This is a genomic window from Vibrio sp. Vb0349, from assembly GCF_033338975.1.
On sequence record NZ_JAWOTS010000110.1, the window covers coordinates 1 to 1,750 of the forward strand.

A 1,750-nucleotide genomic window follows, 5' to 3' on the forward strand; every position below is an offset into this window, starting at 1 on the left:
ATTAACGACTCCCCAGCTGACGGTTATGACAACTATCTTGCTGTCGATTATGAATACGTGCCTCAAGGCAGTGAAGCGCTTGGTGCAATGACCGCTGGTGGACGCGTCAAAGGTTGGGTAAACGACTACATCGGTGTAGGTGCAAACTATCAAACCGAAGAAAAAGATAACCAAGACTACGAAGCGTACGGCACAGACTTAACGCTACGAGCATCAGAAGGCACCTATTTGAAAGCCGAGTTCGGCCACAGTAAAGGTCGTCAAACCGATTCTAACTATGTCTCTTTCGATGGCGGTTTAACCTTTACGCCTATTGGTGGCAGTGCGGATGATCGTGAAGGTGACTCTTATCAAGTGAAAGGGGTGATGAACCTCTACGATATCGCCCCGAGCGTGTTTTCTGCTGTGGGTAACGATGTTAAAGCTTGGTACAAATCTAAAGATGCAGGCTACAGTTACGCTAGCCAAGATGACGATTTAGAACAAGAATCTTATGGTACGGAAATCCGTCTTCAAGCAACGGATCGTGTTGCGGTGAAAACTCGATTTACCTCGATGGAAGAGCGTGAGTCCGACGGCACACTAAGAACGGATTCTCAACAGGCAGAACTGGAAACTCAGGTCAAAGTGACCAAACACATCAAGATTTCCGCAGCAGGTAAACAAGTCGAAGAGTTAAACAACGAAGACGAAAAAGGCAAAGGCACCTTAGCGGGCCTGCGTGCCGATTACATTTGGGATAGCGACAACAATGTTTACATCAAAGGGCAAAAAACCGTTGGAAAAACAGATGAGTACGATGAGAACGACAGCGTCACTATTGGTGGTGAAACGCGTATTTTAGAAGACTTCGTCGTTGGCGCAGAATACACCACGGGCGATCGTGGCGATGCGGCTGAAGCCAGCGTTACTTATGATGTGACGGAAGACTACAGCACTTACTTAACCTATGTCGATGACAGCTACGAAGGCAAAAACAACGTGATTGTCGGTCAACGTGCAGATCTGACTTCAACGGTCGATTTCTACCAAGAAAACCAATTTGTGGATGAAGACAACGGTAAAGGTCGCATCGATTCATTCGGCTTTGGCTACGACATGAACGACGACATCGACATGGGTATCGGCTATCAGAAAGGCGAAATCGAGGATGATCAAAACATCACCACCGAGCGCCAAGCGGTGAGTGTAAGCACCTCGATTGATGTCGATGATGTGTTGTTCAAGAACAAAGTGGAATATCGTGTTGATAAGACAGATGACTCTGCTGACCCAGACAAAAAACGCATCGACCAATGGGTGACGACCAACCGTTACACCCATCACCTGACGGAAGAGTACACCTTATTCGGTAAGTTCAATTACTCACGCTCAGAAAGCAAATCGAGCGACAAAATGTTGGCTCGTTTTATTGAGTCGACCGCTGGATTGGCGTATCGCCCAATTTACAACGATCGCTTGAATTTGTTGTCGCGCTACACCTACTTAGTGGACTTCGACCAACTCAATCGCGATGTGGATTACAAAGATGAAGAAAGCCATATCATTGAAGTGGAAGGCATCTATTCACTTGATGCCAACTGGGATTTAGGCGCGAAATACGCATTCAAAAACAAGCATGAACTTTTCACTCGTCAATCGGGTGAATACTTTCCGGTTTACAGCTAAATCTCATTGTACGGCTTAAGTGCTTCTTTCCGAGTGATGAAAGAGTGGGACGTGACAGGCGAGTACCATTGGAAGACCGATT

Annotated in this window: 1 pseudogene; it reads left to right on the plus strand. The window is 46.5% G+C overall.

Annotated elements, in window-relative coordinates:
* Positions 1-1,750, plus strand: a pseudogene (locus tag R7Q47_RS23645) (hypothetical protein); the annotation flags it as partial.